Source organism: Cohnella sp. 56, assembly GCF_037963805.1.
In the GTDB taxonomy this organism is placed as follows: Bacteria; Bacillota; Bacilli; order Paenibacillales; family Paenibacillaceae; genus Cohnella.
This window is the reverse complement of sequence record NZ_JAZDQE010000010.1, coordinates 41319-67028: the sequence shown is the minus strand read 5'-3', so window position 1 is coordinate 67028 and position 25710 is coordinate 41319. Positions and strand designations below refer to the sequence as shown.

General features: G+C 55.5%; 24 protein-coding genes and 1 pseudogene. 8 read left to right on the top strand and 17 right to left on the bottom strand.

The features are described from left to right. Positions 1–9 precede the first annotated feature (9 nt). From VQ071_RS17675 to VQ071_RS17610, 14 genes are all read right to left on the bottom strand, one after another. Complete coding sequence (locus tag VQ071_RS17675) at positions 10–990, bottom strand: Gfo/Idh/MocA family protein (protein ID WP_340515430.1); 981 nt, start codon at positions 988–990, stop codon at positions 10–12. 32 nt (positions 991–1022) lie between these two features. Then, on the bottom strand, positions 1023–3059 hold the full coding sequence (locus VQ071_RS17670) for a hypothetical protein (protein ID WP_340515428.1): 2037 nt from the start codon (positions 3057–3059) through the stop codon (positions 1023–1025). A gap of 19 nt (positions 3060–3078) precedes the next feature. Beyond that, entirely contained in the window at positions 3079–3915 is an 837-nt protein-coding gene (locus VQ071_RS17665) for a carbohydrate ABC transporter permease (protein ID WP_340515427.1), read from the bottom strand. Positions 3916–3927: 12 nt separating this feature from the next. Next, positions 3928–4875 (bottom strand): carbohydrate ABC transporter permease, encoded by a 948-nt coding sequence (locus VQ071_RS17660; protein ID WP_340515426.1) that lies wholly within the window; start codon positions 4873–4875, stop codon positions 3928–3930. A gap of 75 nt (positions 4876–4950) precedes the next feature. Then, the gene (locus tag VQ071_RS17655; protein ID WP_340515425.1) at positions 4951–6429 is read right to left on the bottom strand and encodes an extracellular solute-binding protein; all 1479 of its coding nucleotides are present in this window, start codon (positions 6427–6429) and stop codon (positions 4951–4953) included. 303 nt (positions 6430–6732) lie between these two features. Beyond that, a complete protein-coding gene (locus tag VQ071_RS17650; RefSeq protein WP_340515424.1) occupies positions 6733–8067 on the bottom strand; it encodes an extracellular solute-binding protein in 1335 nt (444 codons plus the stop codon). A 291-nt stretch (positions 8068–8358) separates the two neighbouring features. After that, positions 8359–9411, bottom strand: a complete 1053-nt coding sequence (locus tag VQ071_RS17645) for a Gfo/Idh/MocA family protein (RefSeq protein ID WP_340515423.1) — start codon at positions 9409–9411, stop codon at positions 8359–8361. Next, on the bottom strand, positions 9408–10241 hold the full coding sequence (locus VQ071_RS17640; protein ID WP_340515422.1) for a sugar phosphate isomerase/epimerase family protein: 834 nt from the start codon (positions 10239–10241) through the stop codon (positions 9408–9410). The genes VQ071_RS17645 and VQ071_RS17640 overlap by 4 nt, the downstream gene beginning before the upstream one ends. A gap of 69 nt (positions 10242–10310) precedes the next feature. Next, positions 10311–11474, bottom strand: coding sequence for an ROK family transcriptional regulator (locus tag VQ071_RS17635; protein ID WP_340515421.1), 1164 nt, complete (start codon positions 11472–11474; stop codon positions 10311–10313). Positions 11475–11605: 131 nt separating this feature from the next. Beyond that, positions 11606–12691 carry a Gfo/Idh/MocA family protein gene (locus VQ071_RS17630; protein ID WP_340515420.1) on the bottom strand — a complete coding sequence of 362 codons (1086 nt, stop codon included), beginning with the start codon at positions 12689–12691 and terminating at the stop codon, positions 11606–11608. Then, positions 12688–13800: a PfkB family carbohydrate kinase gene (locus VQ071_RS17625; RefSeq protein ID WP_340515419.1), complete on the bottom strand. Its 1113-nt coding sequence runs from the start codon at positions 13798–13800 to the stop codon at positions 12688–12690. The genes VQ071_RS17630 and VQ071_RS17625 overlap by 4 nt, the downstream gene beginning before the upstream one ends. Before the next feature lie 7 nt (positions 13801–13807). After that, positions 13808–14539, bottom strand: coding sequence for a glucosamine-6-phosphate deaminase (locus tag VQ071_RS17620; RefSeq protein ID WP_340515418.1), 732 nt, complete (start codon positions 14537–14539; stop codon positions 13808–13810). 537 nt (positions 14540–15076) lie between these two features. Next, a complete protein-coding gene (locus VQ071_RS17615; RefSeq protein WP_340515417.1) occupies positions 15077–15907 on the bottom strand; it encodes an amidohydrolase family protein in 831 nt (276 codons plus the stop codon). Continuing rightward, positions 15870–16172 carry a hypothetical protein gene (locus VQ071_RS17610; protein WP_340515416.1) on the bottom strand — a complete coding sequence of 101 codons (303 nt, stop codon included), beginning with the start codon at positions 16170–16172 and terminating at the stop codon, positions 15870–15872. Before VQ071_RS17610 ends, VQ071_RS17615 begins: the two co-directional genes overlap by 38 nt. Before the next feature lie 1101 nt (positions 16173–17273). Between VQ071_RS17610 and VQ071_RS17605 the strand changes: the two genes are divergently transcribed. Next, on the top strand, positions 17274–17531 hold the full coding sequence (locus VQ071_RS17605; protein ID WP_340515414.1) for a hypothetical protein: 258 nt from the start codon (positions 17274–17276) through the stop codon (positions 17529–17531). Positions 17532–17717: 186 nt separating this feature from the next. Further along, positions 17718–18167: a helix-turn-helix transcriptional regulator gene (locus tag VQ071_RS17600; RefSeq protein ID WP_340515413.1), complete on the top strand. Its 450-nt coding sequence runs from the start codon at positions 17718–17720 to the stop codon at positions 18165–18167. Between the two features lie 100 nt (positions 18168–18267). On the opposite strand, the gene VQ071_RS17595 is transcribed toward VQ071_RS17600, so the two are convergent. After that, positions 18268–19146 (bottom strand): hypothetical protein, encoded by an 879-nt coding sequence (locus VQ071_RS17595; protein WP_340515412.1) that lies wholly within the window; start codon positions 19144–19146, stop codon positions 18268–18270. Positions 19147–19340: 194 nt separating this feature from the next. On the opposite strand from VQ071_RS17595, the gene VQ071_RS17590 reads away from it, so the two are divergent. Then, a complete protein-coding gene (locus VQ071_RS17590; RefSeq protein WP_340515411.1) occupies positions 19341–20021 on the top strand; it encodes a response regulator transcription factor in 681 nt (226 codons plus the stop codon). Then, entirely contained in the window at positions 20011–21405 is a 1395-nt protein-coding gene (locus VQ071_RS17585) for a sensor histidine kinase (protein WP_340515410.1), read from the top strand. Before VQ071_RS17590 ends, VQ071_RS17585 begins: the two co-directional genes overlap by 11 nt. 146 nt (positions 21406–21551) lie before the next feature. Here VQ071_RS17585 and VQ071_RS17580 read toward each other — a convergent pair whose 3' ends face one another. Together VQ071_RS17580 and VQ071_RS17575 are read right to left on the bottom strand one after the other, a co-directional pair. Beyond that, the gene (locus VQ071_RS17580; protein ID WP_340515409.1) at positions 21552–21902 is read right to left on the bottom strand and encodes a discoidin domain-containing protein; all 351 of its coding nucleotides are present in this window, start codon (positions 21900–21902) and stop codon (positions 21552–21554) included. A gap of 491 nt (positions 21903–22393) precedes the next feature. Beyond that, positions 22394–22528 (bottom strand): annotated as a pseudogene (locus VQ071_RS17575) (S-layer homology domain-containing protein); the annotation flags it as partial. A gap of 104 nt (positions 22529–22632) precedes the next feature. Between VQ071_RS17575 and VQ071_RS17570 the strand changes: the two are divergent. The 4 genes from VQ071_RS17570 to VQ071_RS17555 all read left to right on the top strand — a co-directional run bounded on the left by VQ071_RS17570 (position 22633) and on the right by VQ071_RS17555 (position 25697). Beyond that, the gene (locus VQ071_RS17570) at positions 22633–23094 is read left to right on the top strand and encodes a helix-turn-helix transcriptional regulator (RefSeq protein WP_340515408.1); all 462 of its coding nucleotides are present in this window, start codon (positions 22633–22635) and stop codon (positions 23092–23094) included. Positions 23095–23307: 213 nt separating this feature from the next. After that, entirely contained in the window at positions 23308–23412 is a 105-nt protein-coding gene (locus VQ071_RS17565) for a hypothetical protein (RefSeq protein WP_340515590.1), read from the top strand. Positions 23413–23775: 363 nt separating this feature from the next. Next, a complete protein-coding gene (locus VQ071_RS17560) occupies positions 23776–24717 on the top strand; it encodes a tyrosine-type recombinase/integrase (RefSeq protein WP_230986861.1) in 942 nt (313 codons plus the stop codon). Beyond that, on the top strand, positions 24714–25697 hold the full coding sequence (locus VQ071_RS17555; protein ID WP_340515407.1) for a tyrosine-type recombinase/integrase: 984 nt from the start codon (positions 24714–24716) through the stop codon (positions 25695–25697). The genes VQ071_RS17560 and VQ071_RS17555 overlap by 4 nt, the downstream gene beginning before the upstream one ends. Positions 25698–25710: the final 13 nt, after the last annotated feature.

Sequence of the window (25710 nt, the reverse complement as noted above, 5' to 3'; positions counted from 1 at the left end):
AAATCCCCCTTACTGCTGTTGTACAACAACTTCCTGCCCGCTGCGGTGCGACGCATACATCGCTTGTACCGCAGCAATGACGCTTTTGCTGTATTCACCGGAGCATTCGGGAATGGTGTCCGTACGGATGCTGCCGAGCAAATCGCGGTATTGAAGGACAAACGGAGGAGCCGCCTGCACAGCCTCCAGTTGCCGGTATTCGCCGGCTTCGCTAATCCATAGCCCCACCCCGGTACGCAGCTTCAGCATGCCTTGCGTAAAAATGATTTCCGTCTCGTCCCTGTGCACGCCGCCGTACCCGCTCTGGCTGATCGTACACGGTACGCCTTGATCCGTTTTGACGAATGCCGTCACGCTGCCTTCAACGTCTCCCTTGGCGCCGTAATGGCTGACCGAAGCTTTGACTTGCGCAACTTTGCTGTCCGTCAGCCACTGAATCTTATCGACGGCATGCGACCCGAGGTTCATCGCGATCCCGCCTCCCGACCTGGCGCTCTCGAAAAACCAGTTCGGCCGGCTCGCGGCGTAATAATCGACATGCCGCACATCGTTAATCATGACCAGTTTGCCGAGCTGACCGCTTTGCACGATTTTCTTCGCGATCATATTTTCGGCAAAATAATGCTGGGTGTGACCGACCATCAGCTTGACTCGACTGTCGTTTGCCGCCTGTAATATGTCATCGCATTCGTAGGCATAGATGGCCATCGGCTTCTCCAGCAAAATATGGCAGCCGCTGCGCGCGCACCAGATCGCACAATCTTTGTGCAAATTATGCGGCAGCGTAATAACGACGATATCCGGCCGCTCGATGTCGACCATATGCCGGTAATCGGTATACGCGCGAATATGATGCTGTGCGGAGGCGTCTGTGGCCCGCTTCTCGTCGATGTCGGCGATCGCAACCGCCTCGATCTCTTTCATCTCCGCCAGAGCCTGCAAGTGCAACGAACTGATGGCTCCGGCTCCGATAATGGCCGCCTTGTACATCGTTCACCTCCAAAATAACTTGTCGCTTCGCCTCATTCCTCGCGATCGCCGATGGCGGAAGGACATTCTCCCCACGCAACCGACAGATCCTCCCAAGGGAAAAAGGACGGAATCGACGTAAAAGGCTCGTTCAGAAACGGCAGCTCCTCACTGCTCACACCGTCAATGGCCACAAGAGGCTGCTCGATGCGGGCGCCGTTAATCGTCGCATATCGCGGCGACATCGCTCCCGGACTCCAGGATGTCTCCAGCTCCAGCGGCTGTCCGCCTTGCCCGGCAGGGCGTCTGTACCGCACACGGCGCGTAGTCCAGTAATAGTCGGTGAATTGCGCCGCTTCAAGCTCCTGCGCGAACGCTGCGAGGGAGGCATAATCCGAGACGCCGGCATGCTCGGCTACGAATCCGCCGAATAAATATCGAAGCTCGTCACGGGTGAAGCATCGTGCTTCCCCCTCGTACAAGCGGGAGCATATGAATTTGTAGTTCGCGTTCGATTCCAGGCTGATCGATACCGGCTGCCCGCTTCGCGTGTAGACCAGCGGACGGAAGGCCGACAGCAATCGTCCGGTGCGGCAGACGATCCATTCCCCATGCCTCACCTCTCCCGACCAGTCCTGCCTCGGGACGCCGCCGACGATCAGCTCCTCCACGTCTCCGCCGTGCGTCGACAGGATGATCTGCTCGCTGATCGCCGACAGAGGCTTGCGCGCCGCCGCCTCGTCGAACGACGGATGCGGATGCGTGAGCACCAGAGCCGTCGATCCGGACTGGATCGTCAGCGTATTGGCGCAGGAGCCGACAATGTCGACTTCTCCGACGTTCGAATATTCGCGATCTCCGTCCTTCGCCCGGACTACCGTTCCCGGCTTGTCGCCGTTAACCGCAAGCTTCGTGAAGATCGTGCCGATATCCCGATAGGACGCGACCTGCTCTTGCCGCTTGTAGGCGACAAAGTAGCTGTTGTTCTGATCCATGCTGCCGAACGGCGCGCTGGACGTGCCGAGCGCGAAGTCGGGGAACAGCGCCGTCTCGATCCGGCTGGTCCGCGCCAGGAAGTCCGTGCCTTCGCCCGCCCCCAATTCACAGGAGGCAACCGCGCTGAACGGATAGGACTTGGCGTCGAACAGCCGCCAGGCCGTGTCCGGGATATGGTACTCGCCGCCGGCGAACCAGCAGAACTGCGCGACGTTAAACGGAACGTCGCCCATATGGTGAAGGACGAGATCGTCCGGCTTGTCGAACAGCAGCAGCGGAGACGGATGGACAAGGTCGCCCAGACAGAACCACAGCAGGCTGGAGATGCAACTGGCATGCGCTGCGGTGTCCACGGTATAGGCGCGCGAGTATGGCCCCGCAAGCACGCCCATCTCCGGGTGGAAGCGGGCGGCCAGGTCGATCCATAGCCGCTGCTCGATCCCGGCCGCTATCATACGCGCTTCCTCGTCCTGCGCATGCGCGGCGATGTCTCCCATGGAGCGGATCGTCAGGCCCGAATACGTCGGCGAGTTGAACTCGCTATTGATGCCGTCCCGCACCAGCATCGCCCTGAATTGCCGCAGGTTCCATAGGCCGTAGTCGACCGCTTCACGGCAGCCGAGCAATTCTCCGCCCAGAATCAGCCCCGCCGTCGCCTTGGCAGGCATGTTGTCGTTGTAGCCGTGGAACTGAAAATCCGGCTGGCGGTTGCCCGGCTTGAAAGAAAAGCCGTCCCGTACGAGAGACTCGAGCCGGCCGCGAACGGCTGCCGACATCTTGTCGCGGTGAGAGACTAACAGACTGGCGGCGATGTTGGTGTTGAAAATATTGAAGCGGATCGAGCCGTAGCTTTCCGTCTCGCCTCTTGCAACGATGGCATCCGCCCACTTCGCTTCGCCCGCTGCGTACATGGCGCCGGCCAGCCAGTATCGCTCCCTTGTGTGGGGCGGCGTAGTGTCGGCCAGCCACGCTCCTTCGCGGTCGTACCACTGGCCTGCGGCCTGGACCGCCTGCGCCATGAATTGCTGCGTGCGTTCGCGGAAGTTCTGTCCGGCTCCGCCGCCGGCACGTTCGTTTGCTTGATTTTCGAACATCGGGATTCCTCCTGACCGCTTACCCCTTGACGGAGCCGAGCGTGGCCCCTTCCATAATCCATCTCTGGAAAAACATGAAGATCAATACGGAAGGAATCATCGTAATGATGACGCCGGCGAACAACGTCACCCAATCGTTGGTGTACTGCATCAGCATGTTGGCATGATAAATGTTGACGCCGATCGTATACTTGCTCGAATCGCTCAAATAGATGAAAGGCTCCAAAAAGGAATTGTACAGTCCGATAAACTTGAAGATCGCTACCGTGACGACACCCGGCATGGCGAGCGGCATAATGATGCGAATGAACATTTTAAAAATCGACGCGCCGTCGATCGTCCCGCTCTCCTCCAACTCACGCGGCAACGCCCGCATGAACCCGCCGAGCAGCATGAGGAAAAAGACGCTCTCTCCCAGGCAGTTGAGCACAATAAGGCCCGTAAGACTGTTGGTCAAATGCAGATCGCGCATGAGAATATACTGCGGGATGAGGGCGTTGATGCCCGGAAGGAACAACGAGAGCATAATCATGCCCCAGATGAACTTCCTGCCCTTAAACTCGATGCGGGTGAGCGCGTAGGCGTTCAGGGCGGTCAGGAACGTGCCGATCAACAGGCTCGCTCCGACGTAATACAGCGTATTGAGCATCGCGTTCAGCAGATGATAGTTAAGCCAAGCCTTCTTGTAATTCGCCCACTGGAGCTGATCCGGCAAAGCCCATACGTTTTGGAAAAACTCCGGATTCGTCTTCAGCGATTCATAAAAATCCCATACAATCGGAAAAAGAATGGTTAACGACCAGACGATGAGTACGATCCACCAGATCAGGTCGATAAAATTGCGCCGCTCCTTCATGGTCCACCACCTTTAATATTCGTAACCGCGGTCCGGCAACAGCTTGTCGACGATCAGCTTGGCTCCGACAAGAATGACGAACAAGAACATGCCGATCGCAGAAGCGTAGCCGTAGTTCTGGACCTGCTCCCCGAAGGCCATATTGAACATATACAGGCCGATGACGTCGGTAGAGCCCGCCGGACCGCCGCGCGTGAGGATGAGGACCAGATCGAGACTCTTCAGCGTGCCGAGCACGAGGAAAATGGCGCTCACCCGGATCAAAGGCGTAATGAGCGGGATCGTAATGCGGAACAGCCGGGTCATATGCCCCGCGCCCTCCAGGATGGCGGACTCGTACAGCGACTTGGGAATCGTAGTCATCGCATTCATGAAAATGACGATATACAGCCCGACGCCCGCCCATACGTACGGAGGCAGAACCGCATACAACGCAGTCCGGGTGTCCCCGAGCCAATAAAATCCGTCCATGTCGATGCCGAACAGCTTCAGGAACGCATTCAGCAGGCCGAAGCTGCCGTCGTAGATAAACGCCCACAGCAAGGAGACGACCACGGTGGACAGTACGTTCGGAAAGAAGAAAAGCACTTTAAAGACGGGCGTTCCCTTGTACCCCTTGTTCGTAAGCAGGTAGGAGAGCACGAGGGAAATCAGGATGACGCAAATCGGCACGGTCGCCATATAAAACAAATTGTGACCAAGCGCCCGCCATACGTAGTGATCCTTGAACAGGCGAACGTAATTTTCAAAGTAAATGAACTTCGGTTTTGTAATGCCGTTCCAATCCAGCAGCGAGTAATAGATCGACAGCACATTGGGATACAGCGCAAACAGCAAATAACCGCCAAAGGTCGGCACTACGGCAAAAGCAAGAAATATCCACTTCTGAACATTCGCTTTTTGCAGCACACTGCTTCGTTTCTGTCCATTCCGGTCGCGATCGCTTCGAAGCGTAGTCAAGGTTCAGCGCTCCTTTCCTGAGATCAGCCGATAAGAAAGGAGGGGGAGCGTCCCCCCTCCTCGGCGGATAAATTTTTACTTGCCCTGTGCCTCGATCGCTTTTTTGAGGTAATTTTCAGCTTCCTGCAGCTTCGGCTGCGGATCCTGCTTGCCCGTCGCGATCTGCGTGATCGATTCGGACATGACCTTGTTCGCCTGCTCGAATGCGGGGTCCGTCAAGGTGACGTCTGCGGCGCCGGAGTCCATCTTCACTTTGTTGTCCTTCATATAAGCGAGGAATGCGCTCGGCAGACTCTGAAGCTTGGCCAGGCGGGACGCATCGTCGGCAAAGTCCGCTCTCAGCGGGATCATGCCGCCCTTCTCCGCGATTTGCAGTTGATTGTCCAGATTCCACAGCCAGGCGATAAATTCTTTGGACCACTTCTTGTTCAGGTCAGGCTTGGCCGCCCAGATCAGGAAGCCGGAACCCGGCGTGAATGTGATCCACTTCGTGTTGTCGGGCTTCTCCGCCATAGGGACCGTCATATAACCCCACTTGAAGCCTTCCGGCGTCGACTGCTTCATCTCATTCTCGACCCAGGTGCCTGTCGCCACCATCGCCGCTTTGCCTTGTACGACCTGCATTTGCGACTGCGTATGGTTCAGCGCCGCCAGACCGCTCGGGAAGTAACCCTTTTTGCCCATGTCGTAAATCCGGTTCCAGCGCTCGAGGTTTTCGGGAGCGAGGAAGTAAGGCAGATTGAACTTGTGATAATCCTCGAACACCTTGTCGAGCGTACCGCTCTCCTCCGCCAGCTCGTATACTTTGGGCTGACCGAACGCATTGGTGATGTAGTCCGGATAGACGCCGGGGAACGTAATCGGATAGAGGCCGGCCGCTTTGATATCTTCGCAGAGCTTCATGAACTCGCTCCACGTTTTCGGATTCTCATTCCAGCCATTTTTCTCAAATAACGCTTTGTTATACATCAGACCGGAGCCGCTGGCCGAGATCGGGAAGGCATACGTATTGCCCTTCGTGCGGGGAGACGAGTCGAAGCTTCCTTCGAAGGAAACTTCCTTCAGCGTCTTGCCGCTGCCGTCGTAAGCTTTGTGATCCCACAGGTCCTCTTCGGATTCAAGCTTGCCCGCTTCGACATAGCTGGCGATGCCTCCCGGTATGCTTCCCGAGAACAGGTCGAACATGTCTTTGTCGTCGTTCGCCGCAATCTTCGTCTGCGTGACCTGCGAGATCGTCGGGGAGTACGTGACGTCGAACGATACGTTAGGAAATTTCTCTTTGAAGGACGCTAACGCCGTATCGAACCATTCGCGGCCCATGCCGCCTTCAAAAAAGCCGACCTTGAGCTTTACCTTCTCGTCCTTCGGCAGGCCATTCTCCGGATAAACCTGGGCGGCCGCGTCGGAAGCGCCGGCGGATGCGCCGGCCGAGGCACCGGCCGTGGCGGAAGGACTGGCGGTGTTATTCGAAGAATTGCCGCCGCAAGCTGCTAGGGAAGTAAGAACGACGATCGACGCAAGTGATACTGAAGTCGCTTTCAAAACCGATTTCATGTGGACCCTCCTTGGAAGTAAGAAGCAATGGTCTAGCTGAAATAGCGTTCGTATAAATGCTTGTTCTTACACGTACTCCGCGTACTCGACGCGCGGCTCACCTCCCGTGTAGGCTCCCTCCAGCTCGGAACCGATTGCGCCTCGCGCAAACTGCTGTATATTTGATTTACTTTTCCTAGGTCAATCTTAAGCAAATGTCGCTCGAATGTCAAATTAAATTTCTCATCATGTACAGCAGATTGACTTAAAAAAGGAATTTACAAAGAAAATGTACAGCAAAAAGGAGGGATCGCTCCCTCCCCCCTATCCTTGGACAAGCAGTTCATTCACCTTGGCGCACAGCTCTTCCTCGGTGATAAGGTCCGACCAATACCGCTTCAGCAGCCTGCCTAGCTGGTGGAACGCTTCGGCCGATATGTTCAACCGGCTGCGCGTGCTGTACGTAGCCATAATCTCGCGATAGAGCGGATAGCGGGGCGGTCGGTTGATCGCGTCCCGCTCCTCCAATCGCGATTCGTTCACCGTTCTGACTGCGGGTATGCTGTTCGACCACTTGCGGATCATGCCCTGCGCTCTCGGAGAAGCCATATAATCGACCAGCAGACGGGCCGCCACATGATCCGTCTTGCGCATCGAGACCCCGATCGTGTGGAGCATCGTCGCGGGCGCCTCGATGAACGGGGCCGGCGACAGATCGAAGTCGATAGCCGAATCCTTCAGCTCGTTCAACGCCATGTAGCTCGCCAGCATCATCGATACTTTGCCCTGGCGGAACAGATCCATGACGTCTTTGTTGTCCTCGATCAGAAATCCGAGGTAGTTGTCCTGCGCCTTGATGATCCGCTTGCACAATCGTATGCTCTCGAGCAGCTTGCTGCCTTCGAGCCGGAACCCGCCGCTCGGATGCGGCTCGATGTTTTCTCCGCTCTGCATGAGGAACACCGGCCAGCGCAGCGAGGAAACCATAATGAAGTACAGTCCCAGCCGCCCGGCCGCCGCTCTCGACAGCGTCCCGGCATGCGCCAGCGCGTCCTCCCATGTCCAGCTCCCGTCCGGTTCGGGCACTTGCGCTTCGCTGAAATGAGTCCGGTTGTACGCGAGCACGATCGGGGAAAATACGACAGGGACGGCATACTGCAGAGATCGGTAGCTGAACACGTCGTTTAAAAACGGATAGATGTCCTTCTCCGCCTTCAGCGGCTCGAGCATGTCCAGCGCGCCGCTCTCCGCCAGCTCCTGGAAGTGGAGGCTGTTCTGCGTGAACACATCGATTAATCCGTTGTCCAGATAGCTCTTGATCTGGCTCGTGTAGTTGGTCATCGTGATCGTCATGATCTTCACGCGTATATGCGGGTACAGCTCGCTGAAGTCGTCCAGCAACTTCGAGAGAAGGATGTCCTTCTCGATCGAAGAGCTGACGCCCAGCGTGACGACGGTGGACTCGTGGCTTTTTTCCGTTACTTTACTTCCGACCCGGTTCACCTTGACGATCAGACCTTCGGCCACCAGCTCGTCGAGCCCTTTCCTGACGGACTTGTTGCTCAATCCGTACTGCTGTACCAGCTCGGACTCCGAAGGAAGAAATTCACCCGGCTTGTAGGTGCCGTCCAAAATCCGGTCGCGCAGCTTTTCAATCATAAATTTCAACCGGGACCGGAATTTGGTGCGACCCGATTTATTTTGATTTTCCATATGGATATGAGCCACCAGCTTTCCAGACGCATGTTTTATTTTTTGCTACGCATTAAAAGCATTTTTCTTAAATCTAAACGAAAAAACCGTCAAAGTAAAGCAATCTGCTGTATAACTTCTTACTTTTCGGCGCAACGCAAACAAGCCGGAGCGGCGCAGAGATGTATCTCCCCTACGCCACGACGGCTTTTTAATCGGACTGCTGTACTTTTTTACTATTTTCCTGCGGTAATTGCCCTAGCTCTCCATCCGTACTTCACGGCCTGACCTGGAGGACTCGTAGATGGCGTCGATAATCAAATTGTTGAGGTATCCGGTGCCGGCAGAGGCCAGCGGCTCCTTCCCTTCGCGGACGCACGCTACGAAGTGCTTGCTTAACAGCAGCCGCTCGTCGATCTTCTCGTCAGGCGTCATCTCGATATCGACCTTGCGATCGAAAAGCTCGGCGTGCAGCGTGCCGGAATCCAGCTTGATCGTGGCCCCGCCTTCGGTTCCCATAAGCTGCAGCAGCATGCCGTCCTCGTTGCCGTTATGACTGGCCCAGCTCACGTCAAACAACAGCGTAGCGCCGTTGTCCATCTTCACGAACGCCGTAGCGAGGTCCTCCACGTCGAAGAAGCCGTCCCAGTTGTGGGTTCCCCAGTTGCCGATGCCGAGCTTGCGGGGGCCGAAGTTCGCATAGGTAGAGCCCGATACGCTCGCCGGCGTCGGATTGCCCATCAGATACAACGCCAGATCGAGCAGATGGATGCCGACATCAATGAGCGGTCCGCCGCCGGAATCCTCCATCCGCGTAAACCACGAGCCCCAGCCGGGAATATTTTTGCGGCGCAGCCAGTTGGCTTTGACATAGTAGATCGTGCCCAGCTTGCCTTCCTCGATCAGCTTCTTGATTTGCCTCACCGGCCACACCCATCTAAGCTGATGGGCAATCATCAGCGTCTTGCCGGACTTGCGATGCGCCTCCTGAATACGGGCGGCCGCCTCCGCATTGATGCCCATCGGCTTCTCGAGCAGCACATGCTTGCCGGCTTCAAGCGCCTGAATGGCCAGATCGGCATGCCATTTGTTGGGGACGCCTACGACTACGGCGTCGATCTCGTCGCTCGCGATCATCTGCTCGGCCGAGTCGAAGACGCGTTCGATGCCCAACTGGGCGGCAGCCTTCTGCGCGAGCGGCAGATGAGCGTCGGCAATGCCTGCGACTACGGCGTCGTCCACCTGCTTGAACGTTGCGACGTGGATTTGGCCGATGGCGCCGGCTCCGATAATTCCGATTCGAAGGCTCATTGTTGTTCCTCCTGCGCTTGAAGTTCGCTCCACTGTCGCTTGACGAGCTGGAGGCTGCGGGCCACGGCCGGCATCGGATCGTGATCGTACGGCTCGTGCTCCAGCGTCAGAGCGCCTTGGTAGCCGATCGCATGCAGCTCGCGCAGCGTCCCCGCGATGTCGACGACGCCTTCGCCCAAGCCGCACGAGTCGTGCGCGCCTGCGGCGAGGACGTCTTTCAGGTGAACATGCTTCAAATACGGCGCAAGCTCGCGGACGGCAGCGCGCACATCGCAGCCGTTCGTGCCGAACCATCCGGTGTCCAGCGTGGCCCCGATCCAGGGCGAATACGGGGCAATTTTTTCGATAATCTCTTCCGCGTTGCGCTCCGTATGATTTTCCAGCCCGAAGAAAATGCCGTATCGCTGCGCCAGCTCGACAATCAGCTCCGCGTTCGAGACATTAAAGCTGCTCGCGAGCAGCGGAGCGCCGAGCGCGCGGGCGATCTCGAATTTGCGAGCGCCCTCCTGGACCGTCATGTTCGGCGCCATGAACGAAGCGGTATAGGACACGACGGACAGCTCGTACTTGTCGAGCAGATCGCATGCCTGGCGCACCATATCGTCCGTTGCGGTCGTCGGATTTAAATGTCCCACCCATAGCTCGATCGCATCGAACCCGTTATCTTTGATGCCGCTGATGAGCGACTCGAATTTATGCTCGAATTGACTGCCCTGGAAGCTCCGGAACGTCGCCTCCGTGCATCGGCCCCAATCCTTGAACCAATCGGTCACATCTTTGTAGCCAACTTCCTTCGCCACGTAGTTGGCCGTCATAAACGCCCATTTCATCCCGTTTCTCTCCTCGCTTCATATATGCTGGACTTGTATGCTGGACTTGTATGCTGGACTTGGTGCGGCTCAGCCTTCGAGCCATTCCTTAAGCCGCCGATTGGTCGCCATAGCCGCTACGCCTACGACGCCGGGCTCCCTGCTCTGCTGCAGGGTGCAGCGGACATCGATGACGCACAGACGCTCCAGGTACGCATTGACCCGGTCCAACAATGCCTCTCCAAGCACGTTAACGGTCACGCCGCCGAGCACAACGTCAGTAATGTCGAGCGCGGCGACCAGATTGGAGAGGCACAGCGCCAATTGCGAAGCGATGTAATCGAGCATCTCTTCGTAAGACTCGCGATGCGTCGCCGGGTAGCTGCCGACCTGTCCGTCGTTCAGGATGTCTGCCAGGAAACTCCACTTGCCGATCAACGGATGGATGCCGACCCTGCCTTCGATCCAGCCCACTTCCGTCTTGGACATCCGGAAGTTCGGATCGAAGGAGGTGAAGGCGATCTCGCCGGCCAAGCTATGCTTGCCGCGACGGATCTGACCGTCGAGAATAATGCCCGCGCCAATGCCGGAGCCGAGCGATACGTACAGCAGATCCTGCAGGGCGTCTCCGCCGCGCGTGATGTATTCGCCCCATGCGGCCGACTTGACATCGTTGTCGATCGATACGGGCAATCCGACCTGGTCGCTCAGCCGATCGATCAGGCTGCTGCAATCCCTTCTTCCCTCGACGCCGACGATCGGCGCGGCGAACTCGATCTGTGCCGTGTCCGGGTCGACGATGCCGGGGATGCCGATGCCGACGCCGAGAAGCTTGTGCCTGGATACGCCGAACTCCTCGATAAAAGCGTTAAGAATAACGGGCAGACGGAGTCCGATCATCTCGTCCAGGTTGGGGGCTGCCTTGAAGCTCTTCAGATGCTTGATATCCCCGTTCAGATCGACGAATCCGACATGGAGATAGTCGCCTTCATAGATGACGCCGATCGACCATGCGGCATCCGGGTTGAACCGGATCAACTGAGGTTTCCTGCCCGCCGTGGAGATGCTGCCTTCGCCCAATTCGATCACGAAGCCTTTCTCCTGCAAATAGCTGACAATCTTGATAACGGTAGGAGAGCTGATCCCCGTCCTCCTGCTGATCTCGGCTCTGGAGATCGTATCGACGGAGGATAGCAGGTCGAATACCGTTTTGCGATTCATATCTTTAAGATGGGTCTGAATGAAGCTTGCCATGTAATTCCCTCTATTCATTAGTTAAGTAAGCTTATTAACCAATATAGGGGGACGAGCCGCGCCCCGTCAATGACACGCGAGGCTGGCTCCCGGACCGGCTCCCGGATCGGCCGCCGATTCCGGGCTTGATGTTATACACCGTGCCAGAGATCGATCGGTCTCTTCACTTGAGGACGGAACGGAAGCTCTACCTTGTTGCCCGTTCTGGCGGATTCGTAGGCGGCATAGATGATCTCAAGGACGGCCCTGCCGTCTTCTCCCGTAACCAGAGGCGTCTTGTCTTCGGCAATACATTCGATGAAGTGCTTCAGCTCCTGGGGATAGCCGTAATTAAACGCTTCCTCGTAAATCGTAAACGTCCAGCCCTTCGTCGTCCCCGCCTTCTCCGTCGCATAGTCGTACCCGTCGACGCTATAGGTCAACGCCGAGTTGCCGAACACCATATCCGCATAGCTGACGCCCTTCGTACCGTAAACCTCGATCTTGTCGTCCATCCCGCCGTGCTTGGCCCAACTGTCTTCCGCCACGCCGAGCACGCCTCCCTCGAATTCGATGAGGATGACGGCGTTATCCTCGCCTTGCGTGATCTCGCCATGCAGCACGGTCTGCATATGCGCCTTCACGCTCTTCACGACCGGGTTCCCGCCGAGCATCCAACGGAACCATTGGATGGCATGGCAGCCCATGTCCATCACAACGCCGCCGCCGGCCAGGTTCATGTCGTAGAACCAAGGGCTGTGAGGACCGGAATGCTTCTCCGCCTGCTTCAGCATATAAATATCGCCTACGGCCCCGTCCTGAACGAGCTTGCGTACGCGTTCGTACTTCGGCGCGAAGCACAGTTCTTCCGCGTACATGAGCTTGACGTTCCTCGCCTTGCAAGTCGCGATCATATCGTCCGCTTCCTCAAGCGTGACGCATAGCGGCTTCTCTATGATGACATGCTTGCCCGCGTTGGCGGCAGCGATGCAGACGCTATGGTGCAGGAAGTTCGGCAGGCAAATGTCGACGACGTCGCAGCCCGATTCGGCAAGCAACCGATCGACGTCCGAATAAACCTGAGGAATATGATGCTTGTCTGCAAATTGCTTGGCTTTACCGACATCTCTGGCATACACGGCGACAACTTCCGCTTCCGGAACGAAGCGTTGATAGCACTCTGCATGGTAATCCGAGATGAACCCGGCTCCGAATATAGCCACTTTTACTTTGTTCATACTCCATAACCTCCCTTAGTGTGGAAATACGACAGATGTTGAACAAGTTGGTCCGGTGTCGGACTTGCGCCGCTCTTCACGTAATAGCTGGCCACGGCGTTGCCGACCTGCAGGCTCTCTTCGATGCCGAGTCCGAGCAGTTGCCCCGAGCAGTAGCCAGCATTAAAGTGGTCGCCGCCGCCGGTAAGTATAACCGGCCGCTCAATGGGATAGCTATCCGCTTGGCAGAATCCGTCGCGGCTCCAGGCGAACGCCCTGTCCTTCAGATGCACGACCAGTTGATCGACGCCCGCGTATTCGTACAGTTGCCGCGCCGTGTTCGTCATGTCCTGCCCATCCCGATTAAGCAGCTTGCGGCCCACTGTCACCAATTCGTTCTCGTTCATGCCGAGCACGACTTTGCAATGACGCTGGAATGCCTTCATAAGCGAGAATGCCTGACGCAGATCGCCCACGCTTTTTTTGGAACAATCGGACAAGTCGATGAAGATCGTCTGCTCCGAGGCAGCCCGGGCGTTCGGGATAATCTCCTCCAGGAAGCCTTGCCAAATCTCCGTGGCATACTTCGTCTCGCTCCAATTCAACAAGCAAATCAGCGGATTGCTGTCGAACATGGCGAGCAGCCGCTGCTTCCCGACGCACTCAACCAATCGCGTCCAATTCATGGAGTCCAGGCAACTGACGTCGGCCAGCATGACCTTGCCGTCCCGGAATTCGATTGCCGTCGACAATCCTGGCTCCATTAACGTTATTGCTTCGTTGCCCTTCCCGGTCAATCCCGCGAATTGCGGCTTCACCTCCTGGCTGCCCAACGCTCCGATGCTCGTGAGCCGGAAGCCGAGCTTCCCCAATGCGAGCGCCGTGATCGGCATGTTGCCGCCAAGCTTGTTGGTCTGCTCTACCAGTTCGATCGAGCAGTTCCTGCCGCTCTTCTCAATCAGATATTGCCCCAACTCGCTCATCGTCTCAAAATATTGAGGACGATCCGCCTCGTCGCGCTGCCGCACCGCACGAACGACGCTGTCGATAAAACCGTCAAATCCGAGCATGACCCCGAACTGTTCTGCGTTGCGATACTTGAGCGCGATGTGTTCGGTTATTGACTGCAAGCTTCCTTCAGTCCTCCCTTACCTTGATTGCCGCCTCGCTGTCCAGCAACAAATAGCCGTTCGGATGCTTCCGAACGAGGCTCGCCGGCAATTGCTCGTTAATCTCCTCGTTAACGATGCGTTCTACGATATCGGCTTTGTGGGAGCCGTTCACCATCAGAACTGCGGCCCCCGACTCGGCGAGATGCTTCAAGCCAAGCGTGATGCCGGCCTTGAGCCTCATCGGCTTGGAGAAATACTTCTGGCCTACCTGCTGAGTGACATCGTCCAGATTCGCCACATGCGCATACGTGTCGAACGAAGTGCCCGGTTCGTTGAATCCGATGTGCCCGTTCATGCCTGCGCCTACGAGCATCAGGTCGATGCCGCCAAGCGTCCGGATTCGCTCGTTCATGGTCCGGCACTCCCCGGCCAGATCCTCCGAGCAAGCATCGAAAAAAAAGATATGCGATTCGGGAATGTGCAGCGGCTCGAAAATCTCTTCATACAGTAATCGCTTACAACTGCCTTCGTCCTGGCGCCCAAGTCCGGCCCATTCATCCAGTCCGACGAAGCGGCATTGCGACAAGTCGACCTGACCCGCTCTCGCCATCGCGACCAGCTTGCGGAAGACGCCTACCGGCGTAGCGCCCGCTGCCAGGCACAACACAGCGTCCGGCTTGTCCGACACGCACTTCGCGATCAACGCGCTCGCCCTCTCCGACAAAGACTCGTAATCAGCTTCGATGAACGTCCGCATAGCCACCACCTCTGATTTCTCAATTAATTAACTAACTTTATTAATTATAATAGTTTGTGCGTATGGAACCGTCAACCCCTGTTCTGAAGTTTAAGCTAATGGTCGGCTCGTCTACTCATTGAAAAGAAACATACACAATGATTTGGAACGCTTGGAATCCATTCCATCCTGTAGCGGACTGCAAATTATATGTGAAGCTCCCGTCTGGCTGCTATCCGTTTGCAGTGCAATATCTTTTCCGCCATTATTTACTTTATTGACCATGGTTCCGAGGCGACCCATCGACAACGGCGAAGCGTCGACCAGTCCGGTGCCGGCGCTTCCAGAAAGGGCCGCTGGCCGAGCAGACCGCTTCATGGACAATGACGTCCGCCGGCACGAATGGGATGTTGTGCAACTATAAGATATCGATCTCATTCACGTTCAATCGCGCGAGGCTCTCGTCCACGCTTGCGATGATCCGGTCACGGGACGCCGAGCCCCGTTTGCCCTTATTTGCGGTATCTCACTTTTCAACATCACCTCTGTTCAACCCGATCATAGCCGGTAAAATACTTTCGCATTGTTGCCGAAAAGCTTTTCCTTCTCCGCTTCCCCCCAAGCATCCGGCAGCGCGCGCTTAACAATGTCTACGACCTCGTCGTAGCCGGCCGCCAGCAAGCAGACCGGCCAATCGCTGCCGAACATGACCCGGTCCTGGCCAAAGCAATCCAACACATGCCTTATGTAGGGAACGAACTGCTCCGCGTGCCAATCCGTATGATCCGCTTCGGTGACCATACCGGACAGCTTGCAATACAGGTTTGGATACGCGGAGAGCTGCTTGATCTGGCTCGCCCACGGCTCCATCGTGCCCATGGCGATGCGTGGCTTGGCGATATGATCGATCACGCCGCGCAGGCCCGGCACCCGCTTCATCAATTCGATCACCGGGTCGAGTTGATCGGACTTAACGAGCAGGTCGACGGCGACACCCCTTTTCTCATAGCTCCGCAAAGCTTCGATATACGTATCCGAGAGAATCGCGCCGGCGTCAGGCATGTCCTGAATCATGATGCGAAAGCCGACGAATTTGGGATGACGGACGAATCGTTCGAAATGTGCCCCATGCCCATCGTCCTCCAGATCAAGAAAACCGACGACGCCTTTAATAGAATCATGCTTGTCGGCCAGCGACAGAATAAAGTCCGTCTCCTCGGGCGTCGGGGCCGCTTGCACCACGATAGAGCCGTCCAGTCGATGCGCTTCCATATGTGGCTGGAGATCGGACGGCAGGTAATCCCGGTACAGGACTGGAATCTCCGGCCCGATCCAGCCGTAATCGCCCCTCTCAATGCGCCAGTAATGCTGATGAGCATCGATTCTCATCTGGCATCTCCCCTTTCAATTGATGAGTTTCAGACATCCTTGCACCATAATAGCATTCAAAAAGAAGCCTTAAATCGCTTGAGCTTGCATTTTTATATCCCTTTTTGATATTTTGAAAACAAATCGCCGATTGCAGAGGCCAAGCGGATGAAGCCGATACTTCAGCCGGGTATTCAAGCAGATGACCGGTATGAACGTCACCGGATTTATCGCTGCCAAGCGCATTGTCTAAGCCAAGCAGAGGCTGCTTGAAACGGGCAACCATGTCGCTTGGATCGCAGCCGAATGCGGCTTCGAGAGACTCCCCTACTCTCATAGATTGTTAAGGATTACGCGCAAAAAAATGCCGCTATGTCGCTCGCCACAACCTGATTACTCTCTGTATTCGAATGCCAGTAGTCCCGCCCGAACCGCCACACCCACGCTTCATGCACAATAAATGTGCACCTTGCACGACAGGAGTCCCACCCAAACCGCCACACCCGCGCTTCATGCACAATAAGTGTGCACCTGCACGACAGGAGTCCCGCCCAAACCGCCACACCCGCGCTTTATACACAATAAATGTGCACCTGCACGACAGGAGTCCCGCCCGAACCGCCGCACCCGCGCTTCATGCACAATAAATGTGCACCTGCACGACAGTAGTCCCGCCCAAACCGCCACACCCGCGCTTTATGCACAATAAGTGTGCACCTGCACGACAGTAGTCCCGCCCGAACCGCCGCACCCGCGCTTCATGCACAATAATTGTGCAACTGCACGACAGTAGTCCCACCCGGGCCGCCGCACCCGCGCTTTATGCACAATAAGTGTGCACCTGCGCGACAGTAGTCCCGCCCAAACCGCCACACCCGCGCTTCATGCACAATAAGTGTGCACCTGCACGACAGTAGTCCCGCCGAAGCCGCCGCACCCGCGCTTCATGCACAATAAGTGTGCACCTTACACGACAGTAGTCCCGCCCGAACCGCCATATCCGCGCTTCATGCACAATAAGTGTGCACCTTACACGACAGTAGTCCCGCCGAAGCCACCGCACCCGCGCTTCATGCACAATAAATGTGCACCTTGCACGCCAGTAGTCCCGCCGAAGCCACCGCACCCGCGCTTCATGCACAATAAGTGTGCATCTGCACGACAGTAGCCCCCGACTGAACCGCCGCACCTGTGCTTCATGCACAATAAGTGTGCACCTAAAATTTCATCTGCGCAGGTCATGAGCAATACCTTGCAAATCCCGAACAAACAAAAAGCTCCTGAACCGTCGCAAGGACAAGTTCAGAAGCCAGTTATTTGTAAATATGGTGCGGTCGAGAGGACTCGAACCTCCACGTATTGCTACCACTGGATCCGCTAAAGGGACATGAATTCCGCTCAGTTCCCTTTAACGTGCGCGATTCAGGTTGGCGGGATCCCTCCGGACAAGCTGGAGCAATTGCATCAGAAATTATCGTACAAATACTACAAGGCTATTATTGCATTTGATTTTGACGCGCATAAAGTACCGGAACAGGCAGAGCTTTCAGAAACTGCTGCACAATCGAAGCAGCATCTATTTTTACAGCTCCGACGCCTGCGAATTAACGCATCGGCTCCATTCGCTGCTGGAGGATCTGATTAAAATCGGACATGCCTTCAACAGGCCGGAGCTGCAAATAAAGGTTGACGAATTGCTCGAGCTTTGCCCGGATCACGTCGGGACGAGCTATGCCGCTTTGTCTGCACGCTCTATTGCCACTTGTATTCGGCAGACTCTTTCGGTTCTGTCTCCTCCATGCGGCTCTCGGATGCGTGCGGCGATCTGATCATGTCTTTGGATTCTCCGCGAGCTCCGCTTAAATTGATTGCGGCAAATGCCGTTCTCAAAACGCTCGAAAATTTATATCGTCCGGATGTGCCCCAGCAAGCGGAGCTTGCGCAAGCGCAGGATTATATTGCGTTCTGCAAACGCTATATTAAAGAAAATTTCAACCAATCGATCGGCTTGGCGCAGGTTTTCGCTTTACTGGGACTTTCACCGAATTATTTGAGCACCTTGTTCAGGGAATCGGAAGGCATTTCTTTCGTCAAGTACCTGACCAAGCTCAGGATGGAGTATGCCGCAAGTCAGCTCTATTTTCATCCGAATATGAAAATTTCAGCCATTGCCGAAGCCTGCGGGTATGCGAACGCCAAGCATTTTCATGCTGTGTTCAAGCAATACTCCAATCCAACGCCCGGCGACTATCAGCGAGCGATTCTGGAGGACCGGCCATAGCCCCGTTAACCCCGATTTTGAAGCATCTCTCCATCTGTTTCTTATTCTGTGAGCGCCCAAATAGCCCCCGCCGTCAGGCGGGGGCTATTGACGCTTACGCTTATTGGGCCTGCTGCTGGAGATGCGGCGGCAGCGGGTGCTGGTGCTCGATCAGATCAGTCGCGCGGGTGGAGACATTTTTCAGCTCGGCTGTATACTCATCCGTCCAGATGTCCCCTCTGGCCAGACGGTCCTTCAATTGCTGCGTCAGGGCCTTCTCTACAAGATCGACGACCTTCGCAGTGCTGCCATTGGCGCCGGCCAGGTCAGCCAAGGACTGCCCATTGGCCAGGCTCGCTGCAAGCTCGCTAGTGTCTAAGCCCACAAGCCCGGCAAGCGCTGAGCGGTCCAGCCCCTCCAGACCAGGGCCCAGCGGCGGCAGCTCTGCTGGCTCTGTGCCTGGAACCGGCGGCTGCGGCCGGGTCTGGTTGATCCATGCGGCTGCGCGGCTCGAAACTTCGTTCAGCCGGTCCTTGTAGACGCTCTCGTTGATGCGGCCGTCGGCATATTCCTGGCTCAGCCGCTCCTGCAGTCCGCTTGCGGCCAGCTGGATCAGCTTCTGCGGGTCCACCTGCTGCCCTTTGGCAATCGAGCTGAGGGAATTGCCTGCCTCAAGAGCGGTGCGCAGCTCGGTGGCTGACAGACCAAGCGTGCTGAGCAGCTCGGTGCTGTCGATGCCCTCAAGGCCGGGGCCGATGCCCGCTGGACCGGCCAGCGGTGCGATCGGCTCGGAGCCCGCAGGCGGCAATTCTGCTCCCGGCGCCGGGGGCAGCGGGGACGGAGCGCTGGCAGAGGACTGGACCGTCTGAACGTCTGCAGACGAAGTGGAGGCGGCGGCGAAGGCGGTCAGTCCGCCCATGCCGAGGGTGAGCGTCGCTGCCAAGGTGCCTGCAAGCAGTTTGTTTGTTTTGGAACTGAGCAGTTTGCGTGTTGAAATCATCTTTGGATCATCCTTTCCCGCTAGGGGGGTAATGTGTGGCTTGCCATTTACTCTATACGCTCCGGGTGAAAAAACGGAGAAATGCAGGAAGCTGCTTTTTCACCTGTTTTTCACAGGAATATGGTATCGTGAAGTATTGGAGTGATTAGGCGTGTCCGGGACCAGGCAACGGATGAAGGGGAGAGGGCGGCCACTTGAAGATCTTGCTGGCAGAAGATGACACCCGTCTGGGTGAGCTGATCGCACATATGCTTAAGAAAAAAGCGGGCTATACGGTGGAATGGACGACATCCGGGGAAGAGGCGTACGATCTCGCCAGTGTCTCCGCTTATGATGTGCTGGTGCTGGACTGGATGCTTCCGGAGCGGGATGGCCGGGAGGTGTGCCGGCAACTGCGCGAGGACGGGTATGCGGGGGCGATCCTGATGTTAACGGCCAGAGACTCGCTGGAGGATCGGATTCGCGGTCTGGATGCGGGAGCGGATGATTATCTGGTGAAGCCGTTTGAGATTGACGAATTGTTGGCGCGGCTGAGGGCTTTGGGCAGAAGGACGTTCCTCCCGTTGGAGAATGAAATCTGCCGGATCGGCGAGCTTGTGGTGCTGCACCGGAACAGCCATCGCATGCTGGCAGGAGAGCAGGAGGTGCAGCTCACGCCCAGAGAGTATCAGCTACTGGATCTGCTCCTGAAAAATCAGGGAACCGTGTTGACCCGCGAGGTGATCCTGGACCGGATCTGGGGGATGGAGTCCGAGGTTACGCTCAAGACCATAGATGCTACGGTCAAGCTGCTCCGCAAGAAGCTGGCCCTCCTGGACGAAGAACAGCAATACATCCACAGCATCCGGGGAGTGGGGTATACGTTTGAAGGATAGAGACCTCCGTCCCGAAGGCGGACGCTCCGGCAAGGATCTGTTCCGGCACACCCAGAAGCGCCTTACCCTCCGCTACAGTGCAGTCATGAGCGTGTTTTTGCTGCTGTCCTTCCTGATCATCTACCTGCTCCTCTATTTTCTGATCTGGAACAACCAGAAGGAACGGCTCAACCTGCTGCTGGATGCCCAGGTCAAGCAGCTGCAAGGGCCCATGTATGTCGAGCTACTGCAAGGCAAGTATCAGGGACCGGGAAGCCAGGCGTTTACGCTCAGTGCAGATCAGGCCTTCTATGTTATTCTGGATGCCGGAGGCGCTCTGCTGGGCAGCGGCGAGATCCAGCCTGGACTGCAGGAGCAGGTGCTGAGCCTTGCGGAAGCCCGGGCGGACGGAGCCGAGAGCGGACTTACAATAGTACAACTGGAGCAAAGGGCTGATCTGCGGCACAACAGAGGGGACCCTGAAGCGCGCCAGCCTGCCGCTTATCTGGTCGGCAGCCGGACCATTGAGCGGATGGGACAGCCTGCCGGTATTCTGTATGCCGGCAAGGACGTCACCTTCCAGCAGCAGCTATTCCGCTGGCTGCTCGGCGTGCTGGCGGCCATCGCCGCGGCGTTCATCCTGCTGGCTGCCATCTTCAGCCGGGTAATGGCGCGCCAGGCCATGCTTCCGGTCCGCAAGGCGTATGACCGGCAGAAGCATTTTGCGGCAGACGCCTCGCATGAGCTGCGCACGCCGCTGAGCGTGATGCTGACCTCCATCGAAACGCTGAAGCTGGAGGACAGAATCAATGAACAGCCCTTCACCCGTCATGTGCTGGACGGGATGCATTCGGAGGTGCGGCGGATGATCGCGCTGACGCGTGATCTGCTGCTGCTTGCCCGCAGCGATGCCGGGCTGCTGACCCTGACTCCCCGCAGCTTTGATCTCGCGCAGGTAGCGGCCCATACGCTCTCCGGCCTGCGTGCGCTGGCCGCGGCGCAGCAGCTCCAGCTTACGCTTGATGCTCCGGCGGAGCTGCCAGTGAAGCAGGATCAGGAGAAGCTGGTGCAGCTCCTGGTCATTCTGCTGGAGAATGCGATCAAGTTCACGCCTGCTGGCGGCCGTGTAATGCTGCGAGCCGCGACCCTTCAGAAGAATAGCCGACCCTGGCTGCTGCTGGAGGTTCATGATACGGGCATGGGCATTCCCGCAGAAGACCTGAGCCGGATCTTCGAGCGGTTCTATCGCCCCGACCAGTCGAGGTCACGGGAAGCCGGAGGCCACGGGCTTGGCCTGGCTATTGCCAGGGAGCTTGTAGATACGCTCCGCGGCAGCATAAGGGCGGAGAGCAGCCCCGACGGGGGCAGCGTGTTCCTGGTGGAGCTGCAGCGTTACATCGAATGAGAGGTAATACCGGGTGCAAGCTGTCCGGCAGCCATTCATGCTAGCCGGCCGCAGTAGGCTGGCTTGCGCCCGCCGGGGAATGCCTCGACCTGGATGCTGCTGCTCACACGCAGCTCTACCTTTATGAAGTCTTATAGATTCCGCGTTCAGTAGACGAACGCCTCCGCCAACTGCATGCGATACAGGTTGCCGTCGTTCGAGTTCTGCCTCAGGCTCGTTCCTTCGATCTTCACGTATCGCGCCCCCTGCGGAGCAAACGTAAAGCTCTGCGCGGCGTTGCCCGGAAGCGCATATCCCGTCCGCGTCACGACCGTCGTCAAGGCCGATCCGTCCGTCGAGACTTGAATCGTGAAGTTGACCGGGAAGCCGTAACCCGTATTGACTCCATCGTTCCTCGGGTACAGCTCGACCCGGCCGAGCGACTTGACGCTGCCCATATCCAGGGTGAGCGACTCCGTATGGTTCACGGTCAGCGATGAGTTGCTCGACCAGCCCATGGCGCCGCCGACCGAATCCTTTTTGATTCATACCCCGCTTGCCGCCACCGCTTCTCCCGCAAGCATAAAGCTGCTTTCAACCCAATGCCCCAACCCGCATATCATTCGTTGCTGTCCGACACCGTATCCTTCGGGTTGTACGGTTTGGAATCGATTTGCTTGACTACCGCGTTCATAGCCCATTCTTCGGACAAAATCCGCCGGTTTTCCCCAATTCACTGCTGCAGATACAATTGACCGAAATGGGCAATGTCCTCCGTCCTCCGCCATCCGTCTTCAGCCGCAGTACCCAACCGCCTGCATGAACGTTCGAGGGGCAGCTTTCCCGTATTGGCTTGTGTATCCCCAGCGGTTCGAACAACGGGGGAGTCAAATGCTCAAGCAGCCGACTGCCACGTGCCGTCATTGAAAACAACATGTCCGGCTTGTATCTGACGATGGCAGTTGTGAGAAAGAACTAATGGCGCTACCGCAGCCGATCACATTACTGTCTAGATCAATCCCGATTGCTTCAGCAAACGCTGAATTATCGCTGCAGCTTCGGCGCGGGTCATGTAATCCTTAGGCGCAAGCTTATACGCGCTTCTTCCCGATACAATGCCGAGCTGTACAGTGTCGGCAACGCCGTTCCTCGCCCATTCAAGAGTTCACTCGACTGACTCTTGGTTGGCAGACGGAAAATCTTCCACTTTCCTTGGTAGAGCATCTCCTCAAAACGATGAATCTCTTCTTGGAACAATTCTATCTATACTCGCCGGGGTCTGACAGCTTGCAATTTGAAAAGAAAACGGAAGCGATCGTGCGAAGTTCCGGGAGCTATGAAGAGTTGAAGGCGGAATACTGGGAGTGTATCTCGCGTCACTTTCTTCCGAAAGCGCCTATGACCGTTATAACGGATGAAGACCAATTAAATGCCGTCATCATCCATTTGAAAAACAATCTCAAAGACAAACATAACCTTTCCGACTTAAGCACCGCCTTTGGATTTTCCCAATCCAAACTAAGCAAACTATTCAGGAATTTCAAAGGGATGTCGTTTGTAGAGTATTTGACTTATTTGCGCATCGAGCGAGCGAAAGAATTTATTCAAAGCCACCCAAGCTTATTGATCAACGATCTGGCCCATCAAGTCGGATATGACGCCCCCTTGTATTTCAGCGTAGAGCGCCCTTGGCACTCCACGCGATCATGACACTTTACAGCTTTGAACCCTCTTTGATTCCGTTGTTATAATTAAAGTGTCGAAGGTAGGGAGCCAGGGCTGCTATCCTGGGAGGGATACAAAATGGTAGCAGGCCACCTGCAAGAGAAGAAAGGGACTTATTAGGACTTATTATATCGTTCTGAATTATTCCATGATCTTCGCTACAGTTGCGCCAGCTTGCTGCTGGCTAATGGCTTTGGCATGAAAGAAGTTCAAGAATGGCTGGGGCATAACCATTACTCCACAACGGCTAACATCTATGCATATTTGGACTATAGCTCAAAATTTCGTCGGCACAGGTCATGAGTAACACGCCGCAAATCCCGGACAAACAAAAAGCTCCTGAACCGTCGCAAGGACAAGTTCAGAAGCCAGTTATTTGTAAATATGGTGCGGTCGAGAGGACTCGAACCTCCACGGTATTGCTACCACTGGAACCTGAAATTGGTGTGCCGAACAGGAGGGGAACAAGAAAAGCGCACCTCCCGAAATCCCTTATGGGACAAGGGATTTCAGGGACTTTCCAAATTTGTTCCAACGACGAAAAAATACCTCATTTTCGATCGTTTTTAGCGCGCTCATACATCCCAAACATTAGCGCGACAATTGGCTCCAGCCGCGCACAACATTTCCCTCGCCAAACATTTCAGGAGGAAGGATGTTGTGTCCATGTCAAATGTACCCGTTTTAACATTTTCTGAGGCTGCCCGTTTATTCCTTCAAGATTGCAAACTTCGCAATCTGACGCATTCCGCCTATTCGTCCCACTTGTTCAGCCTGCGTACGTTCGAAAAATTTTTGAATGAAAACAAACTGACTTTTTCAGAACTAACCCCTTTCGATTTAAGCAATCGCTATATGAACTACATGCTGGATCGAAATTTAGCTTCTGCAACCATCCGCGGGCGCATCAGTACATGCAAAGTCTTTTTTAAATTCCTCTTTCGAGACGGCTACCTTTCCGCCAACCTTGCTGAGAACTTCAAATTAATCAAAGCTACGAATCGTGCAATTTTCACTTTTTCGGCGGAACAAGTTGAAGCGATTCTAAATCAACCCGATCGAAAAACCTTCACCGGTTTTCGTGACTACACAATGATGCTGATCCTTTTGGAAACCGGTATGCGCTTAATGGAATTATCCCGCATGCAGGTATCCGATATTGATTTGGCAGAAGGGACGATCCGGATTCCATCCGGCAAGGGGCGCAAACCCCGCATCGTATTCATTCAACAAACGTGCCAATACCAACTCCTCCGCTACCTTCAAGAACGGGGAGAACATCCATTTGACGATTGCTGGGTCACACTCAAAAACACCCCGCTTCTTCACGGAGCCATCAAAAAACTTATTATTGATCATTGTAAAGCTGCCCACATTCAAGGCACTCGGGGATCTGCCCATACGTTCCGGCATACGATGGCCAAATCCTACTTGTTGAACGGGGGCGATGCCTTCTCCCTGATGCATATTCTCGGCCATACCAATATTGAAATGACGAAAAGATACGTTGATCTTTTCAATCAAGATTTACATGACCAACTTAAGAAAGCCAGCCCGATCGAAAGTCTCTTTTCTAAGGCCGAGACCGATTTGGAGGTGGAGACATGAGACGCCGGAACAACGTACTGCAGTCCGCCACCCCCGTCACCAAAGAGGATCTTCCTCAAAAGATGGTCAGTTTCGAGCAAGCCGTCAAAGCGTATTTTTTGCATAAACGTTCCTTGAATTTGTCGCCGCGCACGATCGAATTTTATCAGGAGGCTCTGAGGCACTTCGAAAGAACCTTTCAAAAACAAAACATGGCGATCGACTTGTCAAAGATGACGGCCCGGAACATCAAAGAGCATTATATCGGGTATATGCTGGATTCCGGCCTTGCCAGCTATACGATCAACAACCGAATCAGAGCCTGCAAAACCTTCTTCCGTTTCCTGTATGAAGAACACATTATAAAGCAACCCATTTTCGATCAACTGCGTTTAATTGTAGCGGAAAAGAAAATGATTCAGACATTGACAAAGGAACAAGTGCTGGACCTACTGGAGCAGCCCGATCGCAAATCCTTTACCGGTCTTCGGGATTACACCATTATGATGGTATTGCTTGAAACCGGCATGCGGATTAGCGAATGCATCGCGTTGGAACTCGGCGATGTGTTTCTGAAGGAACGAGAAATCATCATTCGTATGGGCAAGGGGAGAAAAGCGCGGCGCGTACCCATCCAGAAAACATGCGCCAATGTACTGCAACAATACATCGCCGAGCGGGGAGAATTGGATTCCAAAGCCCTATTCGTTAATGTAGAGGATGAGCGAATCGGAAAGCGGACGATTCAGGAAAATATTCAGGAATACGGGAAAGCCGCCGGAATTGAAGACGTCCGCGTGTCACCCCATACCTTTCGGCACACAATGGCCAAATTCTACATTATGAATGGCGGAGATATTTTTACATTGCAGAAAATATTGGGGCATTCCACGCTGGACATGGTCAGGCATTACGTCGAGCTGTTTAGTACTGATATTCGGGATCAGCATCAAAAGTACAGTCCGGTAGAGAATATGAATTTCGGAAAACGATCTCAATAATCATAAAAGCAAG

Coding starts and splice junctions, on each gene's coding strand:
- VQ071_RS17600 (WP_340515413.1), top strand. CDS start 17,718: ATGTCTTTGGATTCTCCGCGAGCTCCGCTTAAATTGATTGCGGCAAAT.
- VQ071_RS17615 (WP_340515417.1), bottom strand. CDS start 15,907: ATGAGAATCGATGCTCATCAGCATTACTGGCGCATTGAGAGGGGCGAT.
- VQ071_RS17605 (WP_340515414.1), top strand. CDS start 17,274: ATGAATTCCGCTCAGTTCCCTTTAACGTGCGCGATTCAGGTTGGCGGG.
- VQ071_RS17675 (WP_340515430.1), bottom strand. CDS start 990: ATGTACAAGGCGGCCATTATCGGAGCCGGAGCCATCAGTTCGTTGCAC.
- VQ071_RS17555 (WP_340515407.1), top strand. CDS start 24,714: ATGAGACGCCGGAACAACGTACTGCAGTCCGCCACCCCCGTCACCAAA.
- VQ071_RS17565 (WP_340515590.1), top strand. CDS start 23,308: ATGAAAGAAGTTCAAGAATGGCTGGGGCATAACCATTACTCCACAACG.
- VQ071_RS17655 (WP_340515425.1), bottom strand. CDS start 6,429: ATGAAATCGGTTTTGAAAGCGACTTCAGTATCACTTGCGTCGATCGTC.
- VQ071_RS17580 (WP_340515409.1), bottom strand. CDS start 21,902: ATGGGCTGGTCGAGCAACTCATCGCTGACCGTGAACCATACGGAGTCG.
- VQ071_RS17670 (WP_340515428.1), bottom strand. CDS start 3,059: ATGTTCGAAAATCAAGCAAACGAACGTGCCGGCGGCGGAGCCGGACAG.
- VQ071_RS17665 (WP_340515427.1), bottom strand. CDS start 3,915: ATGAAGGAGCGGCGCAATTTTATCGACCTGATCTGGTGGATCGTACTC.
- VQ071_RS17635 (WP_340515421.1), bottom strand. CDS start 11,474: ATGGCAAGCTTCATTCAGACCCATCTTAAAGATATGAATCGCAAAACG.
- VQ071_RS17610 (WP_340515416.1), bottom strand. CDS start 16,172: ATGGTTGCCCGTTTCAAGCAGCCTCTGCTTGGCTTAGACAATGCGCTT.
- VQ071_RS17595 (WP_340515412.1), bottom strand. CDS start 19,146: ATGATTTCAACACGCAAACTGCTCAGTTCCAAAACAAACAAACTGCTT.
- VQ071_RS17645 (WP_340515423.1), bottom strand. CDS start 9,411: ATGAGCCTTCGAATCGGAATTATCGGAGCCGGCGCCATCGGCCAAATC.
- VQ071_RS17650 (WP_340515424.1), bottom strand. CDS start 8,067: ATGATTGAAAAGCTGCGCGACCGGATTTTGGACGGCACCTACAAGCCG.
- VQ071_RS17630 (WP_340515420.1), bottom strand. CDS start 12,691: ATGAACAAAGTAAAAGTGGCTATATTCGGAGCCGGGTTCATCTCGGAT.
- VQ071_RS17640 (WP_340515422.1), bottom strand. CDS start 10,241: ATGAAATGGGCGTTTATGACGGCCAACTACGTGGCGAAGGAAGTTGGC.
- VQ071_RS17560 (WP_230986861.1), top strand. CDS start 23,776: ATGTCAAATGTACCCGTTTTAACATTTTCTGAGGCTGCCCGTTTATTC.
- VQ071_RS17620 (WP_340515418.1), bottom strand. CDS start 14,539: ATGCGGACGTTCATCGAAGCTGATTACGAGTCTTTGTCGGAGAGGGCG.